The organism is Micromonospora sp. CCTCC AA 2012012, from assembly GCF_040499845.1.
Classification (GTDB): Bacteria; Actinomycetota; Actinomycetes; order Mycobacteriales; family Micromonosporaceae; genus Micromonospora; species Micromonospora mangrovi.
In genome coordinates this window covers 3,201,579-3,218,207 of the sequence record NZ_CP159342.1, presented here as the reverse complement: position 1 = coordinate 3,218,207, position 16,629 = coordinate 3,201,579, and the positions used below count along the sequence as shown (strand labels likewise).

12 protein-coding genes are annotated in these 16,629 nt (G+C 72.9%); 5 read left to right on the top strand and 7 right to left on the bottom strand.

The window, feature by feature from the left end:
- Positions 1–83: 83 nt before the first annotated feature.
- Complete coding sequence (locus ABUL08_RS13970) at positions 84–2,606, bottom strand: Tex family protein (RefSeq protein ID WP_350938164.1); 2,523 nt, start codon at positions 2,604–2,606, stop codon at positions 84–86.
- 59 nt (positions 2,607–2,665) lie between these two features.
- Between ABUL08_RS13970 and ABUL08_RS13965 the strand changes: the two genes are divergently transcribed.
- A complete protein-coding gene (locus ABUL08_RS13965; RefSeq protein ID WP_350938162.1) occupies positions 2,666–4,177 on the top strand; it encodes a deoxyguanosinetriphosphate triphosphohydrolase family protein in 1,512 nt (503 codons plus the stop codon).
- A 45-nt stretch (positions 4,178–4,222) separates the two neighbouring features.
- Here ABUL08_RS13965 and ABUL08_RS13960 read toward each other — a convergent pair whose 3' ends face one another.
- The 3 genes from ABUL08_RS13960 to ABUL08_RS13950 form a co-directional block, all read right to left on the bottom strand.
- Positions 4,223–5,365: an MBL fold metallo-hydrolase gene (locus ABUL08_RS13960; protein ID WP_350938159.1), complete on the bottom strand. Its 1,143-nt coding sequence runs from the start codon at positions 5,363–5,365 to the stop codon at positions 4,223–4,225.
- 65 nt (positions 5,366–5,430) lie between these two features.
- Positions 5,431–6,378, bottom strand: coding sequence for an SDR family NAD(P)-dependent oxidoreductase (locus ABUL08_RS13955; RefSeq protein WP_350938157.1), 948 nt, complete (start codon positions 6,376–6,378; stop codon positions 5,431–5,433).
- On the bottom strand, positions 6,375–7,559 hold the full coding sequence (locus ABUL08_RS13950) for a zinc-dependent alcohol dehydrogenase (RefSeq protein WP_350938155.1): 1,185 nt from the start codon (positions 7,557–7,559) through the stop codon (positions 6,375–6,377). The genes ABUL08_RS13955 and ABUL08_RS13950 overlap by 4 nt, the downstream gene beginning before the upstream one ends.
- Before the next feature lie 479 nt (positions 7,560–8,038).
- Here ABUL08_RS13950 and ABUL08_RS13945 point away from each other — a divergent pair, with 479 nt between their 5' ends.
- Complete coding sequence (locus tag ABUL08_RS13945; RefSeq protein WP_350938153.1) at positions 8,039–8,629, top strand: hypothetical protein; 591 nt, start codon at positions 8,039–8,041, stop codon at positions 8,627–8,629.
- A gap of 388 nt (positions 8,630–9,017) precedes the next feature.
- Here ABUL08_RS13945 and ABUL08_RS13940 read toward each other — a convergent pair whose 3' ends face one another.
- The 3 genes from ABUL08_RS13940 to ABUL08_RS13930 are packed head-to-tail and all read right to left on the bottom strand — an operon-like array spanning position 9,018 to position 12,446.
- Positions 9,018–9,779 carry a succinate dehydrogenase/fumarate reductase iron-sulfur subunit gene (locus ABUL08_RS13940; RefSeq protein WP_350938151.1) on the bottom strand — a complete coding sequence of 254 codons (762 nt, stop codon included), beginning with the start codon at positions 9,777–9,779 and terminating at the stop codon, positions 9,018–9,020.
- Positions 9,776–11,713, bottom strand: coding sequence for a fumarate reductase/succinate dehydrogenase flavoprotein subunit (locus ABUL08_RS13935; protein ID WP_350938148.1), 1,938 nt, complete (start codon positions 11,711–11,713; stop codon positions 9,776–9,778). Before ABUL08_RS13935 ends, ABUL08_RS13940 begins: the two co-directional genes overlap by 4 nt.
- Position 11,714: 1 nt before the next feature.
- Positions 11,715–12,446, bottom strand: coding sequence for a succinate dehydrogenase cytochrome b subunit (locus ABUL08_RS13930; protein WP_350938146.1), 732 nt, complete (start codon positions 12,444–12,446; stop codon positions 11,715–11,717).
- A gap of 29 nt (positions 12,447–12,475) precedes the next feature.
- Between ABUL08_RS13930 and ABUL08_RS13925 the strand changes: the two genes are divergently transcribed.
- The 3 genes from ABUL08_RS13925 to ABUL08_RS13915 all read left to right on the top strand — a co-directional run bounded on the left by ABUL08_RS13925 (position 12,476) and on the right by ABUL08_RS13915 (position 16,624).
- Positions 12,476–13,414 (top strand): LysR family transcriptional regulator, encoded by a 939-nt coding sequence (locus ABUL08_RS13925; protein ID WP_350938624.1) that lies wholly within the window; start codon positions 12,476–12,478, stop codon positions 13,412–13,414.
- A gap of 107 nt (positions 13,415–13,521) precedes the next feature.
- Positions 13,522–15,177, top strand: a complete 1,656-nt coding sequence (locus ABUL08_RS13920) for a D-glucuronyl C5-epimerase family protein (RefSeq protein ID WP_350938144.1) — start codon at positions 13,522–13,524, stop codon at positions 15,175–15,177.
- Positions 15,178–15,235: 58 nt separating this feature from the next.
- Entirely contained in the window at positions 15,236–16,624 is a 1,389-nt protein-coding gene (locus ABUL08_RS13915) for an FAD-dependent oxidoreductase (RefSeq protein WP_350938142.1), read from the top strand.
- Positions 16,625–16,629: the final 5 nt, after the last annotated feature.

Genomic DNA, 16,629 nt, shown 5'->3' with positions numbered 1-16,629 from the left:
GATCATGAGATTGACGGCGGTCGAGGAGATCCACGCCGCCGCCAACCTCATGATCACCGCGGGGTCGCGGGGGAGGGGTGGGGTCAGGCCAGGCCGGCGCGGCGCAGCGCTTCGAGCATCTCGCTGTTGGCGGGTGCCGGTGCGCCTCGGCCCTGGCGCTGCTGCGGCCCACCTCGGGAACCGCCGCGTCCGGCACCGCCCGGTGCCGCGCCGCCACCGCGACCGGCACCGCTCTGGCCGCCGCCCGCCGCCCCGGCACCGGCCCTGCCGTCGCGTCGTCCGGCACCAGCCTGACCGGCGCGAGGGGCGTCCTGGCCGGCCCTCGGCCCGCCGCGCTCGCGGCGACCGCCGTCGGCCGGCTGCCGGCCGCCGCCCGGGGCCGTCTCGTCCTCCAGCCGCAGGGTCAGCGAGATCCGCTTGCGCGGCACGTCGACGTCGAGCACCTTGACCCGGACCACGTCACCGGACTTCACCACGTCCCGCGGGTCCTTGACGAAGGTGTTCGACATGGCCGAGACGTGCACCAGGCCGTCCTGGTGCACCCCGACGTCGACGAACGCGCCGAAGGCGGCCACGTTGGTGACCACGCCCTCCAGCAGCATGCCCGGGACCAGGTCGCTGATCTTCTCGACGCCCTCGACGAAGGTCGCGGTGCGGAACTCCGGGCGCGGGTCGCGGCCGGGCTTCTCCAGCTCGGCCAGGATGTCGGTGACCGTGGGCAGGCCGAACCTGTCGTCGACGAACTCGGTCGCCTTCAGCCCGCGCAGGATGGTCGACTTGCCGATCAGCGAGCGCAGGTCCTGCCCGGTGCTGGCCAGGATCCGCCGCACCACCGGATACGCCTCGGGGTGCACGCTGGAGGAGTCCAGCGGGTCGTCGCCACCGGGGATGCGCAGGAAGCCGGCGCACTGCTCGAACGCCTTCGGGCCGAGCCGCGCCACCTTCTTCAGCTCCGACCGGGACCGGAACGGCCCGTTCGCGTCCCGGTGCAGCACGATGTTCTCCGCCAGGCCGGCCCCGATGCCGGAGACCCGGGTGAGCAGCGGTGCGGAGGCGGTGTTCACGTCCACCCCGACCGCGTTGACGCAGTCCTCGACCACCGCGTCCAGCGACCGGGAGAGCTTCACCTCGGACAGGTCGTGCTGGTACTGCCCGACGCCGATCGAGCGCGGGTCGATCTTGACCAGCTCGGCGAGCGGGTCCTGGAGGCGGCGGGCGATGGAGACCGCGCCGCGCAGCGAGACGTCCAGCCCGGGCAGCTCCTGCGAGGCGTACGCGGAGGCGGAGTAGACCGACGCGCCCGCCTCGGAGACCACCACCTTGGTGAGGCCGAGCTGCGGGAACCGCTTGATCAGCTCGCCGGCGAGCTTGTCGGTCTCCCGGCTGGCGGTGCCGTTGCCGATCGCGACCAGCTCGACCCCGTGCGCCCCGGCCAGCTTCGCCAGGGTCTCGATCGAGGCGTCCCACTGCCGGCGCGGCTCGTGCGGATAGATCGTGTCGGTGGCGACCACCTTGCCGGTGGCGTCCACCACCGCCACCTTGACGCCGGTGCGCAGGCCCGGGTCGAGACCTATGGTGGGCCGGGTGCCGGCCGGCGCGGCGAGCAGCAGGTCCCGCAGGTTGGTGGCGAAGACCCGGACCGCCTCCTCCTCGGCGACCTGCCACAACCGCATCCGCAGGTCCGCGCCGAGGTGGATGAGGATCCGGGTACGCCAGGCCCAGCGCACCGTGTCGGTCAGCCACTTGTCGCCCGGCCGCCCCCGGTCGGCGACGCCGAAGCGCCCGGCGATCGCCGCCTCGTAGCGGGTCGGACCGGTCGCCACCGCGTCGGAGTCCCCCTCGGCCTCCGGGTCCATGGTCAGGTCGAGCACGCCCTCCTTCTCGCCCCGGAACATGGCGAGGATCCGGTGCGAGGGCAGCCGGGTGTACGGCTCGGCGAAGTCGAAGTAGTCGGCGAACTTGGCGCCGGCGGCCTCCTGGCCGTCGCGTACCCGGGAGACCAGCCGGCCCCGCGACCACATCTGCTCGCGGAGCGTGCCGATCAGGTCGGCGTCCTCGGCGAAGCGCTCGATCAGGATGGCCCGCGCGCCGTCCAGCGCGGCGGCGGCGTCCGCCACGCCCTTGTCGGCGTCCACGAAGCCGGCGGCGACGGCCCGCGGGTCCTGGGTCGGGTCGGCCAGCAGCGTGTCGGCGAGCGGCTCCAGCCCGGCCTCGCGGGCGATCTGCGCCCGGGTCCGCCGCTTCGGCTTGTACGGCAGGTAGATGTCCTCCAGCCGGGACTTCGAGTCGGCCGCCATGATCTGCGCTTCCAGGGCCTCGTCCAGCTTGCCCTGGGTACGGATGGACTCCAGCACCGCCGCGCGTCGCTCGTCCAGCTCGCGCAGGTAACGCAGCCGCTCCTCCAGCGTGCGCAGCTGGGCGTCGTCGAGCAGGCCGGTGGCCTCCTTGCGGTAGCGGGCGATGAACGGCACGGTGGCGCCGCCGTCGAGCAGCTCCACGGCCGCGCGTACCTGCCGTTCGGCGACGCCGAGCTCGTCGGCGATCCGCTGGTGCACAGACTGGGTCACGATCTTGATCCGCCTTTTCCGGTGGGTTCCGCTGTGCATTGTGCCGGTCCGCCCCGACGACTGCCGCCACCCCCGCCGGCTGCGCTAGCGTGGCGATCATGGAAGCACCTGTCGACCCGCGGGCACGCCGGCTCTTCGGGGGCAGCGCCCGGGCCCTCGGTGACCTGGCGGTGAGCCCGTTCCGGGCCGACCGGGACCGGATCGTGGCGTCGCCCTTCTTCGCCCGGCTGGGCGGGGTCACCCAGGTGATCAGCCCGGGCGGCTCGGGGCTGCTGGTGCACAACCGGCTCACCCACAGCCTCAAGGTGGCCCAGGTGGCCCGGGCGATCGCCGAACGGCTCGTCGCCGACGACGGGGAACGCGCGCTGCTGGAGAAGCTGGGCGGCTGCGACCCGGACGTGGTGGAGGCGGCGGCGCTCGCCCACGACCTCGGTCACCCACCCTTCGGGCACCTGGGGGAGCGGGTGCTGGACCGGCTGGCCCGGCAGCGGCTCGGCCTGGCCGACGGCTTCGAGGGGAACGCGCAGTCGTACCGGATCGTGACCAGCACCGAGATCCGGGGCGCGGCCACCACCGGGCTGGACCTGACCGCCGCGGTCCGGGCGGCGATGCTGAAGTACCCGTGGACCCGGCTCGACCACCCCGACCCGCACCCGCGTCACCTGGAACCGGCGCCGCGCGGGGCCGCCGCGCCGCCCGACGACACGGAGAGCGGATCGTCGAAGTTCGGGGCGTACCGGACGGAGGTCGACGACCTGCGGCAGGCCCGGGAGCCGTTCGTCGGGCGGATCCCGGACTGGCAGCAGACCGTCGAGGCGTCGATCATGGACACCGCCGACGACATCGCGTACGCCATCCACGACGTGGAGGACTTCTATCGGGTCGGGGTGCTCCAGCAGGGCGCGGTGGCCGCCGAGCTGATGGCCTGGCAGCGCGAGGGCGGGCACCTGCGGTCCATCACCGACGCGGCGCTGGGCGGGGCGGGCCGCCGGCCCGGCGCGGCCATCGAGCGGCTGCGCCGCCAGCTGCACCGCAAGGACGCCTGGATCGCCGACGACGAGGCGTTCGCCGCCGCCGTCGAGCACGTCCGCGAGGAACTTGTCGAGGGGCTGCTGGCGCTCCCCTTCGACGGCTCGATCGAGGCGGAGCAGTACGTGGCCCGCTTCTCCGCCCGCTGGTCCACCCGGTTCGTCGACGCGATCACGGTCACCCCCGAGCCGGACGTCCGCTCCGGGCACGTGCTGCTGGCGAAGGCGCAGTGGCACGAGGTGCAGGTGCTCAAGTTCGTCCACCACCGGTTCGTGCTGGCCCGCCCCGACCTCGCCCTGCACCAGCGCGGCCAGGCCCGACTGCTGGCCGCCCTGGTGGAGGCGCTCTGGGAGTGGCTGCTCGACCCGGAGGAGGAGTCCCGGCTGCCCCGCCGGCTGCACGACCTGGTGGAGCTGGCGGAGGCGGAGCTGCACCCGCGTACCCCGGACCGGATCGGTCGGGCCCGCGGCCGGGCCATCATCGACTTCGTCGCGCAGCTCACCGACGGCCAGGCGGTGGCCATGCAGGACGCCCTCTCCGGCCGCTCCGGCGCCCTCTGGACCGACGCCTTCGTGCTCTGAGCCCGCGCGCGGTGCCGGCGCGACGCGCCGGCACCGCGGCACACCTCAGGCGACCGCCTGCCACCAGCCGTCGACAGCCGGCGGGTCGTCCACCACGACCCGCTCGCCGGGGCGCGGCACCGCCAGCCGCACGTCCCGGGCCTTCGCCTCGGCCCAGAGCCGGTCCACCGGCTCCGACCAGTCGTGCAGGGCCAGGTTGAACGTCGCCCAGTGCACCGGGACGAAGAGCCCGCCGCGCAGGTCGAGGTGGGCGGCGACCGCCTCCTCCGGGAACATGTGGATGCTCGGCCAGGCCCGGTCGTACGCCCCGATCTGCATCAGCGTGACGTCGAACGGCCCGTGCTCGGCGCCGATCGCGGCATAGCCGTCGAAGTAGCCGGAGTCACCGGTGTAGAAGACCTTCCGGTGCGCGCCGGCCACCACCCAGGAACTCCACAGCGTGCCGTCGCGGCGCAGCCCGCGCCCGGAGAAGTGCTGGGCCGGGGTGGCGGTGATCGTCAGCCCACCCAGCTCGTGGCTCTCCGACCAGTCCAGCTCCACGATCCGCTCCGCCGGCACGCCCCACCGGTCCAGGTGCGCGCCGACGCCCAGCGGCACCAGGAACGGGGCGGACTGGTGGGCGAGCAGCCCGCGTACCGTCTCCAGGTCCAGGTGGTCGTAGTGGTCGTGGGAGATCAGGATGGCGTCCACCGCCGGCAGCTCGTCGAGGCGTACCGGCGGCTCGTGGATGCGTCGCGGGCCGACCAGCGCCGACGGGGAGCAGCGGTCGCTCCACACCGGGTCGACCAGCACCCGGTGCCCCTCGATCTCGATCAGCGTGGAGGCGTGGCCGTACCAGACCACGTTCAGCTCCCGCTCGGCATCGCCCGCCGGCACCTCGGTCGGGCGCAGCAGCGGGACGGAGGCGGTCGGCCGGCGCTTCTGCTTGCCGAACACCAGCTCCCTAAGCAGGTTCCGGTCCGGTGCGCCGGCCATGCTGCGGCTGCTGCCCCGGTTGTGGAACGTGCCGTCGCGGAACTGCGGCGAGCGTGCCGCCCGTTCCGCCCGGGCCCCGGTGAGCCGGCCGCCGAGCTGCGCCGGCACGTCCCGACCGACCCAGGCGAGCCCGGCCAGCGCCGCCACCCCGGCGGCCCGCCACAGCCCCCGCCCGGCCGCCCGCTCGACCGCCTCGTCCTCCGCTGCGCCCATCGTCTTCCCCTCCGCCGTGTCCCGCAGTACACGGTAGCCACCCGGACGCCCGTGCGTTTACGCCCTCAGCGCAGCCGGCGCAGCACCGCCGCGCCGACCGTCGAGGTGGCCCCGCCCACCGACCGGACCACCCGCGACACGTCGGGCAGCCAGCCGCCCCGGACCGCCTCCCCGTCGGGGTTCGGCGCGAAGACGACCCCGTCGTGCGGGTCGACCGGCCGGTGGCTCAGCCCACCGAGCCGCATCAGCGGTCCGACCAGCACGTCGTAGACGACCGGCAACGCGGTGAAGCCGACGCGCATGAGGAGGTTGACCCGGCCCACCGAGGTCTCGCGGCGGGGCTTGTCGGCGCAGTGCGCGATCGCCCGGCCCACCCGTTCGGGGGTGGTGATCGGCAGCGGCGGCCGGCCGACCCGGCCCAGGTAGTTCGCCGCCTGCTGGTAGACCGGGGTGTCCACGCTGCCGGGGGTGATCAGGCAGATGTTCACCCCCGGCAGGTCCCGGGACTCCTGCTGGAGGGCCCGGGTCAGTCCGTGCAGGCCCCACTTGCTGGTCACATAGCCGCTCATGTACGGCGCGGTGATGTGTCCGAGCACCGAGCCGGTGAGGATCAGGGTGCCTCCACCGGCCCGCTTGAAGTGCCGCAACGCCACCCGCGCCACGGCGGCGGAGCCCAGCAGGTCGGTCCGGACCACCTGGTCGAAGACCTCCGCCGGGATCTCCTCGAAGCGCCCGTACGCCATCACCGCGGCGGTGTGCACCCAGACGTCGATCCGCCCGAACTCCCGTACCGCCGTCTCCGCCAGGGCGTCGAGGTCGCCGGCCACGGTGACGTCGGTGGGCACCTCGCGTACCTCGGCGGCCCCGGCGTCGGCGCACTCCCGGCGTACGTCGGCGAGGGTGGCCGGGGAGCGGGCGGCGAGGACCAGACGGTCCCCGCGCCCGGCGAACTCCCGGGCCGCCGCCCGGCCGATCCCGCTGGTCGCGCCGGTGATCACGACCGTCCGGGTCACGGCGCGAGCACGACCTTGACGCAGCCGTCCTCCTTCTTCTGGAACATCTCGTACGCCTGCGGCGCCTGCGCCAGCGGCAGCCGGTGGGTACGCAGGTCCTCCACGCCCAGCGGGTCGTCGTCGCCGGAGAGCAGCGGGATGATCTCGTCGACCCAGCGCTTCACGTGGCACTGCCCCATCCGCAGCTGGATGCCCCGGTCGAACATCTCCATCAGCGGCATCGGGTCCTGCTCGCCGCCGTACACGCCGGAGATGGAGACCGTGCCGCCCCGACGGACCGCCTTCAGCGCGGCGTGCAGCACGACCAGTCGGTCCACGCCGACCTTGTCGGTCATCGTCTGGGCCAGCTTGTCCGGCAGCAGCCCGGCGGCGGTCTGCGCGAACTTGCCCAGCGGCGCGCCGTGCGCCTCCATCCCGACCGCGTCGATCACCGCGTCCGGCCCACGCCCGTCGACCAGGTCGATCAGCGCGCCCGGCACGTCGTCCAGCGCCGAGACGTCGAGCACCTCGATGCCGTGCCGACGGGCCATGTCCAGCCGCTCCGGCACCAGGTCCAGCCCGATCACCCGGTCGGCGCCGAGGTGCCGGCCGATTCGCGCGCAGAGCTGCCCCACCGGGCCGAGCCCGAAGACGGCCAGGGTGCCACCGCGCGGGGTGTCCGCGTACTTCACCGCCTGCCAGGCGGTCGGCAGGATGTCGGAGAGGTAGAGCCAGCGCTCGTCCGGGCCGGTCTCCGGGATCTTGATCGGGCCGAACTGGGCCTGCGGGACACGCAGGTACTCGGCCTGGCCGCCCGGGACCGAGCCGTAGAGCGAGGTGTAGCCGAACAGCGCGGCGCCCTTGCCCTGCGCGGTCACCTGGGTGGTCTCGCACTGGGCGTAGAGCTGCCGCTCGCACATCCAGCAGTGCCCGCAGGAGATGTTGAACGGGACGACCACCCGGTCGCCCTTCTTCAGCCGGGTCACCCCCGGGCCGACCTCCTCGACGATGCCCATCGGCTCGTGCCCGAGCACGTCGCCCGCCTTCAGGTACGGGCCGAGCACCTCGTAGAGGTGCAGGTCGGAGCCGCAGATCGCGGTCGAGGTGATCCGTACGATGGCGTCGGTGGGTTCCTCGATGCGGGGGTCCGGGACGTCCTCCACCCGCACGTCACGCTTGCCTTGCCAGGTCAGTGCCTTCATGCCCGAATGTCCCCTCCGTCGGTACCGTCCACCGGACTGCTACCCGCGCTGGTCCGCTTGAACCGGGCGACCCACGCGGTAGTGGACACGCCCGGGCACACCGTCGCGGCGCCTCCCGACCGACCCCGACGCCGGACCCGTCCCCGATGCCCGATCCGACCGCCGACGCCCTGCCCACCTGCGCCGAATGTCCGGTTCCGCCGGTGACCCGAGCCATCCCCGGCCCGGAATCGCGGCGGGGGCCGGGTCGTTACAGTCTCCGTACGACCGAGCAGCCCGGCCCGCACGACGGGCTGGTGAACGGCCCCCGGGAATGACGGTGGGTGGCCGGTCGTTACACATGGTCCCGGCGCCGCGAAGAGGCCCCCGCCCCGCGAGCCAGCCGGTCGAAGACTTTCCCCCTTTGCGTGTAGAGCGCCTGACGGTGCTTGCGTCTCCACCCCCATGGAGGCGCCGACCCCCGAATGGAGCTACCTCTCATGAACACGATGCTGCGTAAGAGCGTTCTCGGTGTTGCTGGTCTGGCTTTCACCGGTGGTGTGTTCGCCGGTCCGATCGCCGCCCACGCCGACACCCCGGTCACCTCCGGCAAGCCCGTCGCGGTCGCGGCGCAGGCCGACAAGCCCGACACGTCGAAGCTGATCCCGCACGGCGTGCAGGGCAAGCAGTCGCGCATCGACCTGAACGACGAGCAGACCGCCAACGTGAAGGCGATCATCGCCGCCACGAAGAAGGCCGGCCTGCCCGAGCGGGCCGCGGTCATCTCGATCGCCACGAGCCTGCAGGAGTCGAAGCTGGAGAACCTGGGCCACCTGGGCGACAAGAACGACCACGACTCGCTGGGCCTGTTCCAGCAGCGCCCGTCCAGTGGTTGGGGTACGCCGGAGCAGATCACCGACCCCGAGTACGCGACCCTGGCGTTCGAGAAGGGTCTGAAGCAGGTCGACGGCTGGCAGGACATGCCGCTGACCGAGGCCGCCCAGACCGTGCAGGTGTCGGCGTACCCCGACGCGTACGCGCAGTGGGAGCAGCAGGCCGCCGACCTCGTCGCCCAGCACTGGAACAGCTGACCACCAGCAACAACCGCTGGCCGGCACCCCGAACCCCGGGGTGCCGGCCAGCGGCGTACCCGGATCCTCCACCGGTGCCGTTCGCAGCGGCCGACAAGCGTCCAAGATCCGGGGAGACGGCGTCGGTCGTACGCCAAGGTGGGGTGTCCGGGTGACGACGGCCGGACGGGCGCGGGCGGACCGGACGCGCGACGAGGCTGGGGGCGACCGTGCCCGGCGCAGGGATCAAGCCTGACCGCCCGGAGCCGGGCACGGTCGCCCCCAGCCCCCACCGCAACCGCCCCGAAGCCGAAGCGGACCACCGAAGTCAGGCGAGATCGACCGAGGCGACCCGGAAACGGCGACCGCCGCGCCCCGGAAGGGCGCGGCGGTCGGTGGGACGGTCGGATCAGGCGCCCGGGGTGCCGGCGCGCTTGGACGTGGCCGCGAGGTAGTCGCGGTTGAGCCGTCCGATGGTGTTCAGCGGGATGCCCTTCGGGCAGACCGCGGTGCACTCGCCGGCATTGGTGCAGCCGCCGAAGCCGGCCTCGTCGTGCGCGTCGACCATGCCGACCACCCGGGTGTACCGCTCCGGCTGGCCCTGCGGCAGCAGCGAGAGCTGGGTGACCTTGGCGGCGGTGAAGAGCATGCCGGAGCCGTTCGGGCAGGCCGCCACGCAGGCGCCGCAGCCGATGCAGGCGGCGGAGGAGAAGGCGGCGTCCGCGTCGGCCTTGGCCACCGGGGTGGAGTGCGCCTCGGGGGCGCTGCCGGTCGGCGCGGTGATGTAGCCACCCGCGGCGATGATCTTGTCGAAGGCGTTCCGGTTGACCACCAGGTCCTTGATGACCGGGAAGGCGCGGGCCCGCCAGGGCTCGATGTCGATCGTCTCGCCGTCGCGGAACTGCCGCATGTGCAGCTGGCACGCGGTGGTGCCGCGCTGCGGCCCGTGCGCGTCGCCGTTGATCATCAGGCCGCACATGCCGCAGATGCCCTCGCGGCAGTCGTGGTCGAACGCCACCGGCTCCTCGCCGGCGAGGATCAACCGCTCGTTGAGCACGTCGAGCATCTCCAGGAACGACATGTCCGGGGAGATGTCCTCGACCGGGTACGTCACCATCCGACCCTTGTCCTCGGGGCCGGACTGGCGCCAGATGCGCAGGGTCAGGTTCACTTGTAGCTCCGCTGCGTGGGGTGGACGTATTCGAACTTCAGGTCTTCCTTGTGCAGCACGGCCGGCTCACCGGTGCCGGTGTACTCCCAGGCCGCCACGTACGCGAACCGGTCGTCGTCGCGCTGCGCCTCGCCGTCCGGGGTCTGGTGCTCGGCCCGGAAGTGACCGCCGCAGGACTCCTCGCGGTGCAGGGCGTCGACGCACATCAGCTCGGCCAGCTCGAAGAAGTCGGCCACCCGGCCGGCCTTCTCCAGCGACTGGTTGAGCCCCTCGCCGTCGCCCGGCACCCGGACCCGCTGCCAGAACTGCTCGCGCAGCGCCCGGATCTCGGCGATCGCCTTGCGCAGCCCGGCGTCACTGCGCTCCATGCCGCAGTGCTCCCACATGATCTGGCCCAGCTCCCGGTGGAACGAGTCCACGGTCCGGTCGCCGTTGACGGCCAGCAGCCGGGAGATCCGGTCCTCGACGTCCGCGCGGGCCGCGACCGCCTCGGGGTGGCTGGCGTCGACCTTGTCGAGCGGGCCGGTGGCCAGGTAGTTGGCGATGGTGGTCGGCAGCACGAAGTAGCCGTCGGCCAGGCCCTGCATCAGCGCCGAGGCGCCGAGCCGGTTCGCCCCGTGGTCGGAGAAGTTGGCCTCACCGATCACGAAGAGACCCGGGATGGTGGACTGGAGGTCGTAGTCGACCCAGAGGCCACCCATCGTGTAGTGCACGGCGGGATAGATCCGCATCGGGACCTCGTACGGGTCCTCGCCGGTGATCCGCTCGTACATCTCGAAGAGGTTGCCGTACTTGGCCTCGATGGCCTTGCGGCCGAGCCGGTTGATCGCGTCGGCGAAGTCGAGATAGACGCCGAGCTTGGTCGGGCCGACGCCCCGCCCCTCGTCGCAGACGTTCTTCGCGGCGCGGGAGGCGATGTCCCGGGGGACCAGGTTGCCGAAGGAGGGGTAGATCCGCTCCAGGTAGTAGTCCCGCTCGTCCTCGGGGATGTCCTTCGGGCTGCGGTCGTCACCGGCGGCCTTCGGCACCCAGACCCGGCCGTCGTTGCGCAGCGACTCGCTCATCAGGGTCAGCTTCGACTGGTGGTCGCCGGAGACCGGGATGCAGGTCGGGTGGATCTGCGTGTAGCACGGGTTGGCGAAGTACGCGCCCTTGCGGTGCGCCCGCCAGGTGGCGGTGACGTTGCAGCCCTTGGCGTTGGTGGAGAGATAGAAGACGTTGCCGTAGCCGCCGGAGGCGAGCACCACGGCGTCGGCCATCTCGGTGCTGATCTCGCCGGTGACCAGGTCGCGCACCACGATGCCGCGTGCCCTGCCGTCGACGATCACCAGCTCCAGCATCTCGTGCCGGGAGTTCATCTCCACGTTGCCGAGGCCGATCTGCCGCTCCAGCGCCTGGTACGCGCCGAGCAGCAGCTGCTGGCCCGTCTGGCCCCGGGCGTAGAAGGTGCGCTGCACCTGCGCGCCGCCGAAGGAGCGGGTGTCGAGCAGGCCGCCGTACTCGCGGGCGAACGGGACGCCCTGCGCGACGCACTGGTCGATGATGTTGACCGACACCTCGGCCAGCCGGTGCACGTTCGACTCGCGCGAGCGGAAGTCGCCGCCCTTGACGGTGTCGTAGAAGAGCCGGTGCACCGAGTCGCCGTCGTTGCGGTAGTTCTTGGCGGCGTTGATGCCGCCCTGCGCCGCGATCGAGTGGGCGCGCCGCGGGCTGTCCTGGTAGCAGTAGGACTTGACCCGGTAGCCCTGCTCGGCCAGCGTGGCCGCGGCCGAGCCGCCGGCCAGGCCGGTGCCCACCACGATCACGGTCATCTTCCGCCGGTTGGCCGGGTTGACCAGCTTGGCCTCGAAGCGACGGGTCTCCCAGCGCTTCTCGACGGGGCCCTCGGGAGCCTTGGTGTCGGCGATCGGGTCGCCCTCGGTGAAGAGATCCATGTCAGGACACCAATCCGGTGAGTACGGCGAACGGAACCACCAGGTAGCCGACGGTCAGCACGACGGCGAAGACCAGGGCCAGGTTGCGGGCCCGGCGCTCACCCTTGGGTGTCTGCTGACCGAGGCTGCGGAACGCGCTGAAGGCGCCGTGGCGCAGGTGGAAGCCGAGCGCCACCACGGCCAGGGTGTAGAAGAGCGTCACGTACCAGCGCTCGGGGGCGAAGTCGGCCACCACGTTGCTGTGCGGACGGGCCGAGTCGCCGACCGGGTTCAGGGTGCCGGTGGTGAGGTCCAGGATGTGGTAGATCACGAAGAGCAGGATGATCACACCACCCCAGCGCATCGTCCGGGCCGCGTAGCTGCCGTGGACCTTCTTGCGGTGGGCGTACTGGACGGGGCGGGCGGCCCGGGCGCGCAGCGCCAGCACGGTGGCGGCGGCGATGTGGCCGAGCACCGCCACGGTGAGCACGCCGCGCTGCAGCCACAGGTACCAGCCCGGCGCGAGCAGGGGGGTGCCCAGGTCGCGCAGCCAGTGCGCGTAGTGGTTGAACGCCTCGGCACCCGTGAAGATCTTCAGGTTGCCGAGCATGTGCGCGATGAGGAAGAGCACCAGGAGAATGCCCGTCACCGCCATGACGGCCTTGAGGCCGACGTTCGAGCGGATGGGCGACCGAGTTTTCGTGATTACCACATGACCGACGCTAGGAGCAGTTCGATCAGGCGTCCAATGCATCGACTTCGCAGTCTTGATAGCCGTAGGCTATAGAGATGCAGCTCCATCAGTTGAAGTACTTCGTCGCGGTCGCAGAAGTACGACATTTCACCCAAGCTGCCGATCTGGTGGGCATCACCCAGCCCTCGTTGAGTAAGCAAATTCACGCCCTGGAGGCCGACCTCGGGGCCCCGCTCTTCGAGCGGGTAAGGGGCAACATCACCCTCACCACGGCCGGTGAGGTGCTGCTGCCGCTGGCCAAGCGGATCCTCGCCGACGTGGACACCGCCACCCGCGAGGTCCAGGAACTCGTCGGCCTGCGCCGGGGCCGGGTCCGGCTCGGCGCCACCCCCAGCCTGGCCACCTCCCTCGCCCCGCCGGTGCTGCGTCGCTTCCGCGACGCGCACCCCACCGTCGACCTGCGGGTGGAGGAGGGCGGCTCGCAGGACCTGGTGCGTGACCTGGTCCGCGGCGACCTCGACCTGGCGCTGATCATCATGCCCGCCCAGGGCACCGACCCCGGTCTGCGCGCCGACCCGATCCTGCGGGAGAGCCTGGTGGTCGCCTCGGTCGAGCCGCTGCCGGCCGCCTCGGCCACCGGCGAGCTGCGCATCACCGACCTGCGCGACCAGCCCCTGGTGATGTTCCGGGAGGGCTACGACCTGCGCGACGCCACCCTCCAGGCGTGCCGGGAGGCCGGCTTCGAGCCCACCCTCTCGGTGGACGGCGGCGAGATGGACGCCGTGCTCAGCTTCGTCGAGGCGGGCCTCGGCGCCGCCCTGGTGCCGGGCATCGTGGTCGCCCGCCGCCCCGGCATCCGGGTCACCCGGCTCGCCCCGCCCGGCGTCCGCCGGACCATCGCGGTGGCCCGGCGCCGCGACGTCGTGCCCACCCACGCCGGCCGCGAGCTGCGCCGCATCCTGCTGGAGTACGTCCACGACGCCACCGCCACCGACCAGCTCCCGCCCGGCGTCGAGCCGCTGACCTGACCGGCGTCGATCCCCGAGATTCCGCGGCCGGGGTCCTTGCCTGTCCGCCACGTCGGGCAGAGCATCGAAGGAGATGCCTGTCGGCAGGTCGACACGGGGAGGTCGCCATGCGCCACCACGATCCACTGCGCCCGGACGGGCACACCCCACCGCTGACCCGGCGCGCCGTCGTCGCCGGTTGCCTCGCGGCCGGCGCGGTGCCACTGCTCGGGGGCGGTCCCGCCCGGGCCGTCGTCGGAGAGCGGACGCCGGCTCCGGCCGGTGCCCCCGGCGTGATCGACCCCGCCCACGAGATCAGCCCGCCGGCCCACCCGGAGCCGCTCCAGGAGCTGTCGGCCATACCCTCCCGGGACCGGGCACGGCTCGCGCCGCACCCGCCCTCCACCCCGGGCGCCGGTCGGGTCGGTGGGCCGGTCCGGACGTACGCGGGCAGCACGTCGGTGCCCTTCCAGTTCCGCTACGACGACTTCGAGATCCGCGAGCTGCCGCTCGGCATCGAGCCGTATCACCTCTCCTCGCCCGTCCCGCTGGTCGACAGCGGCGTACACGACGCCACCGGGGTACGGATGACACTGCTCGGCGGCAAGCTCTACGACCACCCGGTGGCGCAGGCCCAGTACGGCCTCAATCTGCTGGAGAGCCATCGGATCACCGGCGACCAGGCGTACCTGGACCGGGCCAGACTCCAGGCGCAGCGGCTGGTCGACCGCCGGGTCCTGCGCGCCGGGGCGTGGTTCTACCCCTACCGGTTCAACTACCAGCTGCACGCCCGCTACGACGTCCACACCGCGCCGTGGTACTCGATGATGGCCCAGGGGCAGGCGTTGAGCCTCTTCACCCGGCTGCACCAGCGCACCGGCGAGGCCGGCTGGCGGGCCGCCGCCGACGCCACCTTCGCCTCGTTCCTGCTGCCGCCGGTCGCCGGCCAACCCTGGGGCGCGTACGTCGTCGACGGGCTGCTCTGGCTGGAGGAGTACCCGCACCCGACGCAGGTCAGGGGGGACCGCACCTACAACGGGCACATGTTCTCCGCCTACGGCCTCTACGACTACTGGGTGCTCACCCGGGACGCCAACGCCAAGCTGCTGCTCCAGGGCGCCATCACCACCTACCGGGACGTGCGGGACCTGATCCGGGTCCGCCAGTGGCGCAGCCGGTACTGCCTCACGCACGGCATCGACGCGGGCCAGTACCACATGACCCACATGTTCCAGTTCCTCCAGCAGTACGCCATCACCGGCGACACGTTCCTGGCCCAGCTGGGCGACCTCTGGTACGCCGACTACCCGCCACTCGGCGTCAAGGGCACCGTCCGGTTCTCCGCCGGGTCGCACACGGGGTACAAGTTCAGCAGCTCCGGCGCGGTGCTCGCCAGCTACACGCTGCGGCTGGGAAAGTCGAGCGCCGCACCGTCGGTGGACCGCCGGAAGGTCATGCGGCAGACCGGGATCTGGTACGCGATCAGCGCCGGCACCCTCAGCGGCTACCTCGTCCGGGAGTCCACCCCCACCCGCTACCAGGTCGGCAGCTACGCCGGCGTCGGCTACAAGCTGCACCGGCCCGGGACGGTCGCGGTGGCCGCCCCACCGGCGTACGCGATCGACTCCGCGGGCGGCATGAGCGCGGTGCCCACCACCTACCGGGTCGGCGATCCGGTCGCGCTCGACGGGCGCGCGGTGCTCAACGGCGTGGAACACGTCCGCCTCGTCGAGGGGCCGTACGCCGGACGCTGGCTGGGCCTCGGCGCGGTGATCCGCGGCTGACCGGCATCCCGCACGCGGGAAGACGCGGCCGGTCCGGCACCCTGCCTACGCTGCCCGCATGGCACCTGCCGGACGCGCCGTGGTGATCGGGGCCAGCATGGGCGGGCTGCTCGCGGCCCGCGCGCTGAGCGAGACGTACGCCGAGGTCGTGCTCCTGGACCGGGACGTCCTGCCGGACGGCCCGGCCAACCGGCGGGGTGTCCCGCAGGGGCGTCAGCTGCACGTGCTGCTGGACCGGGGCCGGCAGGTGCTGACCGCGCTCTTCCCCGGGCTCGACGAGGAGTTGACCGCGCGCGGCGTCTGCCCGGTCGACCTGCACGGCGAGGTGCACTGGTACAACGACGGGCACCGGATGCGGCGGGCCCCCTCCGACCTGGTCGCCTACGGCATGAGCCGCCCGCTGCTGGAGCAGGTGGTGCGCGAGCGCGTCCACGCGCTGCCGGGGGTGCGGGTGCTGTCCGGCCACGAGGTGACCGGGCTGATCGTCACCCCCGACCGGCGGTGGGTCACCGGCGTCCGGGTGTCGGCCGGCGTCCGGGTCCCCGTCGGCGACCGGGGGTCGGCCGGCGGCCGGAGCGAGTTCACCGTGGCGGCCGACCTGGTGGTGGACGCCGGGGGCCGGGGCAGCCGCAGCCCGGTCTGGCTCGCCGCCGCCGGCTACCGGCCCGCTCCGGAGGAACGGGTCGAGGTGGACGTCACCTACGTCACCCGCACCTACCGCCGGGAGTCGGGCCAGCTGGAGGGGCTGCTGGGCGCGCTGGCCAACGCGGTGCCCGGTCGGCCGCGCGCCGGGATCGTCGCCCCGCAGGAGGACGGCCGGTTCGCGGTGGTGCTCAGCGGGGTGCTCGGTGAGCAGCCGCCCACCGACGACGAGGGGATGGCCGCGTTCGCCGAGACGCTGCCCGCCCCGCAGATCGGCGAGCTGCTGCGCACCGCGCGGCCGGTGGACCCACCGGCCCGGATGCGCTTCCCGGCCAGCGTCCGCCGCCGGTACGAGCGGCTGCGCCGGCTGCCCGAGGGGCACCTGGTCTTCGGCGACGGGCTGTGCAGCTTCAACCCGATCTACGGCCAGGGCATGACGGTGGCCGCCCTGGAGGCGCTGCTGCTGCGCCGGCTGCTCGCCGAGGGCGGCGACGGGCTGGCCCGGCGCTTCTACCGGGGGGCGGCCCGGCTGATCGACCCGCCGTGGCAGCTCTCGGTCGGCACCGACCTGCGCTTCCCCGAGGTCACCGGCCGCCGCACCCTCCGGGTCCGGCTGGTCAACGCCTACGTGGGTCGGCTGCACGCGGCGGCCACCACCGACGCCGGTCTCGGCGCGGCCTTCCTGCGGGTGCTCAACCTGGTCGACCCACCGACCCGACTGCTCACCCCCGGCCGGCTGGTACGCGTGCTGCGCGGTCCCCGCCGGGCGGTGGCCCGCCGGCCGGTGGGCGTCGGACGGGTCTGACCCCG